The organism is Priestia aryabhattai (genome assembly GCF_023715685.1).
Classification (GTDB): Bacteria; Bacillota; Bacilli; order Bacillales; family Bacillaceae_H; genus Priestia; species Priestia aryabhattai_B.
Genome location: NZ_JAMBOQ010000025.1, coordinates 1 through 7,031, shown reverse-complemented (window position 1 = coordinate 7,031; position 7,031 = coordinate 1). Strand labels below are relative to the sequence as shown.

8 protein-coding genes are annotated in these 7,031 nt (G+C 37.4%); 7 read left to right on the top strand and 1 reads right to left on the bottom strand.

The window, feature by feature from the left end:
• Positions 1-484 precede the first annotated feature (484 nt).
• The 7 genes from M3225_RS28645 (at position 485) to M3225_RS28615 (ending at position 5,838) form a co-directional block, all read left to right on the top strand.
• Entirely contained in the window at positions 485-718 is a 234-nt protein-coding gene (locus M3225_RS28645) for a hypothetical protein (protein ID WP_251400713.1), read from the top strand.
• 653 nt (positions 719-1,371) lie between these two features.
• Positions 1,372-1,608 (top strand): hypothetical protein, encoded by a 237-nt coding sequence (locus tag M3225_RS28640; RefSeq protein ID WP_251400711.1) that lies wholly within the window; start codon positions 1,372-1,374, stop codon positions 1,606-1,608.
• 805 nt (positions 1,609-2,413) lie between these two features.
• On the top strand, positions 2,414-2,563 hold the full coding sequence (locus tag M3225_RS28635) for a YjcZ family sporulation protein (RefSeq protein ID WP_251400709.1): 150 nt from the start codon (positions 2,414-2,416) through the stop codon (positions 2,561-2,563).
• A gap of 749 nt (positions 2,564-3,312) precedes the next feature.
• The gene (locus tag M3225_RS28630; RefSeq protein ID WP_251400707.1) at positions 3,313-3,666 is read left to right on the top strand and encodes a plasmid mobilization protein; all 354 of its coding nucleotides are present in this window, start codon (positions 3,313-3,315) and stop codon (positions 3,664-3,666) included.
• On the top strand, positions 3,648-4,874 hold the full coding sequence (locus M3225_RS28625) for a relaxase/mobilization nuclease domain-containing protein (protein ID WP_251400705.1): 1,227 nt from the start codon (positions 3,648-3,650) through the stop codon (positions 4,872-4,874). Before M3225_RS28630 ends, M3225_RS28625 begins: the two co-directional genes overlap by 19 nt.
• Complete coding sequence (locus M3225_RS28620) at positions 4,858-5,001, top strand: hypothetical protein (RefSeq protein WP_162837701.1); 144 nt, start codon at positions 4,858-4,860, stop codon at positions 4,999-5,001. Before M3225_RS28625 ends, M3225_RS28620 begins: the two co-directional genes overlap by 17 nt.
• Before the next feature lie 222 nt (positions 5,002-5,223).
• Positions 5,224-5,838, top strand: coding sequence for a MarR family transcriptional regulator (locus M3225_RS28615; RefSeq protein WP_251400704.1), 615 nt, complete (start codon positions 5,224-5,226; stop codon positions 5,836-5,838).
• Between the two features lie 302 nt (positions 5,839-6,140).
• Here the strand turns inward: M3225_RS28615 and M3225_RS28610 are convergent, their stop codons facing one another.
• Positions 6,141-6,707 carry a DUF3967 domain-containing protein gene (locus M3225_RS28610; RefSeq protein ID WP_251400702.1) on the bottom strand — a complete coding sequence of 189 codons (567 nt, stop codon included), beginning with the start codon at positions 6,705-6,707 and terminating at the stop codon, positions 6,141-6,143.
• Between the last annotated feature and the right edge of the window lie 324 nt (positions 6,708-7,031).

Below are 7,031 nucleotides of genomic sequence, written 5' to 3'. Positions count from 1 at the left end.
GGATAATCAGCGTTATATCAAGGATGTATAAAAAGCTGCATACTCCGGAAAAAGAACCCTCGGCGGAACCGTTCTGCGACAAGGGTTCTTTTTTGGGTTGTGTTCCGGAAAGAGGTATTATGTAAACAATAAATGAATATTCTATACATCTGAAAAAAAGAAAAAACTACATTGGAGTCAGTAGAAAGAAGGTAGTTTTTTCTACTAATAAAATAAAATTGTGTGTGATACCTCACAGTACCCTTTTTATATTGGATAAGCTGTGGCGTTGAAAACGATTGGACCGTTAATCTTAGCTGTTAGGCCAGGTGAGGTTACAGGATCGACTTGTGCTGTTAATACATAATTACTCCCCAATTCAGCGTTGTTATCGACATGCAACATGGAACTTATATATCCCCTTTCCTCAGCATCGTCAACTCCAATTCCATCATGCCCCTCCCAAATGATCGGACCTCCGACTCCTCGGCGGATCCTCCAAAACGTGAGGACATCGCTTTGTGGGTCGCTACTCCACCCTACTAATCCTCGCAATTCGATCAAAGATTCTTTGCATGGATTGATAGTTACAGTTGTGATTGGTGTTTCTATATTCGTAACCGTTAGTAGAGGGGAAGCTGAAAATACGGATGTCGGTTCGGAAAAAGAAAAGGTTGGTCCTGGATCTGAACAACAACAGGAATCTGAACAACAACAGGAATCTGAACAATCGGGGTGAGTACTTTTACGGGTACTTTTTTTCCAAGAACTCAAAATATAACCTCCTTTTTTTAGATATAATATATGAATATGAAGAGTAAGTAGATTTGCTTGTGTGCTTGTTCCATTTTGTTCTTTTAAATTAAATATTTATAACTTTTTTTATCGTCCTTTTTCGGCTGGATCTTGAAAAGATTCAAACGAAAATTCGAGCAATGCTCAATAGGTTTTTTCTCCCTCTTTTAAGGGGGCTGGGGGGTGTTATGTGTAGCATAACAAAGCTGTATTTGGGTACCAAATACGAAGCTTGCCCAACTTATAGAAAGAGTACTTGTACTTCCGATAAAATGCAAAAAAAGCCCTTAATAGTAAGAGCTTTTTTTATTTTGTTCCTATAACCGTGATTATGTTAACTAACTTTGTATATCGTATACAGCCTAAAAACAGAAAAATTCCTGGCTGCTCAATTCAGGAGTTTTTTCGTTCGTATCAAAAGATTTGGAGGTTTTGATATGCACATTTTATAGTATGTAAGAAATTGAAAAAGGTATGGACAAGTATGACAATTTTTGAGGTATAAAATAAATTATTTTACGTTTTTTGAGCGTTTTACTTATACCAAATTTAATTTTTCACATAGCATGTACTATATCCTTGTTTGGAGGTGATTTTATGCCTGGACAACGTACTGGTGACCGTCGTACTGGTGGTCGTCGTACCTCTCGTAATCGTTTGGATGATTTTAGAAGGGGAGATCGGATTCAAGTCTTTTCTGCGGGAAGACAACTTGATGGAAATGGTACTTTTATTCGTGTAGAAGATGGTTTTTTAGTTTGGGAAGATAACTCAGGTAATAGAAATACTACTAGCTTAGATGGTATTAGCATCCGTAGATTAAGCAGTCGGTAACTATTACTAATTTTTCGGACGGGCTCTAACCCCATATGAAAAAAAGCTCCTTACTGCCTAAGGGAGCTTTTTTTAGTTAAATTACGAATCAATATTATTGTGACATTGAACAAACAGATTATATGCTAAGCCCAACAAGTTTGTTCTTATAACGCTCATTATGTTAACTAACTTTGTATATCATATACAGCATAAAAAGAGAAAAAACTCCTGTCGTTGGCCAGGAGTTTTTTCTGCTAATAGAATAGGGATTTTCGGTAGATGCCTCACGGCGTCTTGTGTAGTTTGTTCTAATTAATGTACTTTATTCATAAGAGAAAAAACTATTTATTACATATGTACAAACTACTCATCATATATTTTCAAAGGATTTTTCCCTAGAAGGTGATGGGAGGTATTTAGATGTATGAACATGATTTTATATTTAAAACGGTGTACGATTTAAACATTAATCAATAAAATTAACTTCCCAAACAAAAAAGCTATTAGAATCATAATTCTAATAGCTTTTTTGTTCCTGTAATTTGTTTTATGTAAACTAATTTTCTATAACATATACAGCTTAAAAACAGAAAAACTCCCAGGCGGCAGGGAGTTTTTCTGTTTTTTACAACTGCAAATCCGTTCGGGAGGGTAACTGATCTACTGGGATTCAATGTTATGGTTCATTCATTCTATGTAAAATAATTTAAATGGTTTATATATCTACAAAAATCCTATTATTTTTACCAGTCCAGAGTATAGGCGAGCATTTTAATTTTTTATGCATATCTTAGAAGTATTAAGCATATACGGGGGTGAAAATATGGGCTTTGGCGGTTGTGGTTATGGCGGATATGGTTACGGCGGAGGCTGTAGTGGTTTTGGCAGTGGTTTTGCTTTAATTATTGTCCTCTTTATTCTATTAATTATTATCGGGGCTTCTTGTTTCGGCGGCTTTGGTGGAGGATGCTAATCATTAAATCTAATTTGTTTAAAAAAAGTTAGCTAGATGCTAGCTTTTTTTATTTTTGGATGAAAATTCATTTTCAATCAATGGGGGCTAGCCTTTATACAAGGTACGAGTCGTATTTTTTAAGAAACCCACTTAAAAAATCTCCACTCTTTCCTCCTTGTTTAAAGGCTTTCGGCAGGTTTGGATCCCTCGCCAAGCCGACATACCCAAAACGAAGGATATAGGAATCGGCTTGTTTAAGCAAGTATACCTGCCGAACCGCCTGTTCAGCTGTTCAAAAGTAGCAAGCTTACTTTAAGACTAGCAACACACTAAAAAACATAAGAAGCCAGCCTCTACCCCAAAACAAAGGGGGAGATAAGCTGCATTGTCAATGGTAAGCGGACCGTAGGGAGCATTAAGGAATTGACAATGTCTCTACACCCGAACCCTTTTGGCACTCAAACAACCACGTTTGTTTGACGCCAACCGGCGAGGGAGCCCCCTCAAAGATTGAGGGGGTTGGGGGTGTTTGTAGAAGCCATTCCAAAGGAGCTTTCCTTTGGCAGGTGTGGACAGCGTCCGCGGTTTGGCTCCCCCTTGAAAAGGGGGCTGGGGGGATTGTTATGCCAGGCATAACCAAGCTCAATTGGGTACCAATTGTAGAGCTTGCCTTATTCCGACTGTTTGGTGTATTATGGAAGCATACAGCTGGAATTTTACACCAAGTTCACCACGCTCAGTAGGTGAACTTAAGGAGGAATAAAGGAATGAGCGAGACGAAAGGCGAGCGTAGGAACGAGCCTAAACAGGTGAAGTTCCGTGTCACTGAAGAGGAATTCGAACGGCTATCGCTGATGGCGGATAACGTAGGAATGACAGTGCCTGCCTTTGTGAAAGCAAAGGCACAAGGTACCCGTATACGGCAGCCGAAGATTAATCGTGAGGGTGCTCTAGCAATTGCAAAGGAATTGCGTGCTGTGGGTACCAATGTGAACCAAATTGCGAGATGGTGCAATGCACGAGATATCGAACAATTAAGTGAACAGGAGCTTGAGAGATTGGTATACAATCTCGACGAAATTAAAAAGGGATTGGCTGCAGCATGGCAACAATTAAGCTAAGTACGACGAAAAACGCCAATGCATTACTGAAGTACGCTGAGAAGCGCGCTGAGGTGTCAAATTCGCTTGATTGCGATGTCGACTATGTAAGGAACCAATTTAAGGCTACAAGGGAAATATGGGGCAAAAACGGAAGCATACAAGCCCATCATGTCATTCAGTCGTTTAAGCCGGATGAGGTAGATCCTCACCAAGCCAATGAAATTGGGTTACAACTAGCGGAGAAGTTGACAAAAGGTCATGAGGTGGCCGTCTATACGCATACGGACAAGGATCATATTCATAACCACATCGTCATTAATGCAGTGAACTATGAGGATGGACGAAAGTTTCATGCCCATGGCCAAGAAGCCATTGACCGTTTTCGTGAAGCGAGTGATGAGCTATGCAAAGATCATGGTCTTTCCATTGTTGAAGAGCGCTCGGCCGATGTTCGCTACACGTTAGCTGAACAGTCACTGCTTCAGAAGGGTGAATCTAGTTGGAAAGATGAAATTCGAACGGCCATTGATTCTGCAAAAGAACAAGCAACGAGTTTTGAAGACTTCCAGGAACATTTAAAAGACGAAGGCGTCCAAGCAACCCTAAGAGGTAAAAACATCACGTATGAGCACTTAGAATCGAATAAAAAGGTACGTGGCAGCAAGCTAGGGCTGGCGTACGAAAAGGAGACGATTTTGGATGGCTTTGAAAGACAAGTTACAAGAGAAAGAGAAACAGCAAGTTCAGCAGGCACGGCCGAAAGAGGACATACAGGAGTTATATCAGTTATACCAAGAGATGATTTTGCGTCTGAGAGCGACAGAGGGCTATCTTTCGACGTTTCTGAAAGAAAACATGAACAAAGAGATGATGATGCAGCAGGAGCTCGAACAGATCAAACAGACGAGTCAAGACGTACAGAAGGAAATGAAATTGACTTCGCTGACATTGATCAGCAAATTAGAGAACGACATCGAAACACACAAAAAGTATACAAACGAAACTTTGGCCGAGATGAAGACAGCCATCAGAGTGTTACAAAGCGACATGAAAAAGAATCAGGAGTTTCTGAGCAACGAGTTCCGAGCAAACAATCAAGTGATCAAGGAGGAACTAGAGAAGATCAACAACAACCTGGGGAGCAAGTTCGACATGTTGAGCGAGAAAGCGAAGTCAGACCTCAGCGAGATCGAAAAAAACAGCAAGACTATGATATCGAACGCTAAATTGGGTGTAGCATTTAATGGTTGGTTAGATTGGGTGAAGTATGGAGCCGGTGCAGCTGTCTTTATGGTTCCTATGTTCTTCTTATTCAAATGGTTCTTTGGGTTATTTGGTATTAATCTAGGATAATAGGTTAGGCTTTTACAAAATTAGTTGAAAAACTGCGAAAAGAGTAGAAAAAGAGGGAAATTATTGATAGTGTTGAATGTAGTATAAATGAGAAAAACCGCCAAAGCTTTGGACGGCAGGCGGTTTCTCACACAAGAAAGGGAATAGGTCCCTTATATACATATTGATGTACATATTCTATCATAAGGGACTAATTCCTGCCATATAAGGAGAGGAATTAGTATGGCTAAAAACGAAAAAAACTTATCCAGTTTAGGAAGATCATTATCAGAGGCTAATAAAAAGGCTAGATTGAAAGATCTACAAAATGAACAAATTTTAAGCCGTGAAGAAATGGAAACAGCGAATGAACTTCAAGCTAAAGCTAATGCAGCTGGAATGAATTTAGTTCCCCAAAGGAAAGTTAAAAACAAAGCTCGTTTTGTTCAAATAATACAAGAGAATTGGGCTTATCTTCAGAGCATAGGTTATTTAAAAAATGAAGAAATTATATTTCTAATGAGCTTGATTCCTTTTATTGGATTTTCCTCTAATGCTATTGTAGACGATCCTAAAAAGAAACAACCTATACCTTTGACACAAAGGGCTGTATCACAAGCCTTGGGTACAAGTGAATCGAAGGTTAGTAGAGTAGTTAAATCTTTATATAGTAAGGGGATTATTGCACGTTCAGAAGGTTATGTAGAGGATAATAACGTTAAAACCTACGCATTGTTTATTAACCCTCATATTCTTTATGCAGGCGATCGAGATAAAATAGAAGAAGGTTTGAAAATTCAATTTGTAAAATTAATGAAGTCAAAAGTTTTAAGTAAACTACCAGTTAGATTTTTCTAAAAGACTCTTTTATAAGAGTCTTTTTTATTTTTCAAAACAGTTTCGTACTTATCAAATTTGATAAGTATACTTATCAAATTTGATAAGTACGAAACTGTTATAAAATCCTTTATTATCAAAGGTTTAACCTACTTTAGTTATGTTGTACCTTCTCACTCTCTATTAAATAGCAATTCGCTTATAGAATTGCAAGGGTCTTTTTATAATTTTTTCGTTAGAAAAATAATAGCCTAAAGGCTAAAAAAACCGTCTCAAGACGGCCATCTTTTAATTAAAAAAACTACCCAATCAATTTGAGTAGTTTAATGTAGCCATATTTGCCACCATTTCTTTTTAGCTTGTTCTTTTGACAAGCTAGTAGCTATTTCTTTTTGTGATTCTTGCATTTCTCTTAATGTTGTAATTAATGTCTTATCTCGTTGTTCTAAACTATCTTTTATGTATGCCTCTTGTTTTAAAAATTGTTTTTTAAAGTCCTCTTGCTGTTTTTCTATAATTTCATTTTGATTTTTTACTAATTGTTTTAACTCATCTAGTTCGGTCATAACGGTTGTGACTTGCTTGGTTATAACCGTTATATCTTCTGTTGTAACAGTTATGTCGGTTATATCAGTTGTGTCAGTTATAACTTTATCTTTTATAATCTCCTTTACAGCCTTAGGAACAGTCATACCTTTTTCATTTTTTAAAAGCATTAATTCTTTAAATAAATTTATATCATCTTGTGAAAACAAGAGTTGTCCTTGCTGATTACGTTTAAAGTTATAACCATGCTCTTCAAAAAGTAAATAATATTTTTTGGCAGTTGAAGTAGTGACTCCAATAGCTCTTGCTAATCCATCTACTTTTTCATAGAATTCCATGTACATATCAGTTATAACCTCCAATTTATTTAAGATTATAACTAGTATAACACCCTCCTAAAGGATATTAATGTCTTTAACAAAATAAAAATCTACCTCGGCATTGGCAAGCGAGGTAGATTTTTTGAACATCATCTTGGAATTATATTCCTGCATAGATAGTAACATTTTTCTCTAAAAAAAGCCATGTTTGTTAGGTGGTTGCATATGTATAAAAGGTGCGCTTTTTATACATTTTTCTGCTACTTAAGCCTTGGATAATCAGCGTTATATCAAGGATGTATAAAAAGCTGCATACTCCGGAAAAAGAACCCTCGGCGGAACCGTTCT

Coding starts and splice junctions, on each gene's coding strand:
- M3225_RS28640 (WP_251400711.1), top strand. CDS start 1,372: ATGCCTGGACAACGTACTGGTGACCGTCGTACTGGTGGTCGTCGTACC.
- M3225_RS28635 (WP_251400709.1), top strand. CDS start 2,414: ATGGGCTTTGGCGGTTGTGGTTATGGCGGATATGGTTACGGCGGAGGC.
- M3225_RS28630 (WP_251400707.1), top strand. CDS start 3,313: ATGAGCGAGACGAAAGGCGAGCGTAGGAACGAGCCTAAACAGGTGAAG.
- M3225_RS28625 (WP_251400705.1), top strand. CDS start 3,648: ATGGCAACAATTAAGCTAAGTACGACGAAAAACGCCAATGCATTACTG.
- M3225_RS28620 (WP_162837701.1), top strand. CDS start 4,858: ATGATATCGAACGCTAAATTGGGTGTAGCATTTAATGGTTGGTTAGAT.
- M3225_RS28615 (WP_251400704.1), top strand. CDS start 5,224: ATGGCTAAAAACGAAAAAAACTTATCCAGTTTAGGAAGATCATTATCA.
- M3225_RS28610 (WP_251400702.1), bottom strand. CDS start 6,707: ATGTACATGGAATTCTATGAAAAAGTAGATGGATTAGCAAGAGCTATT.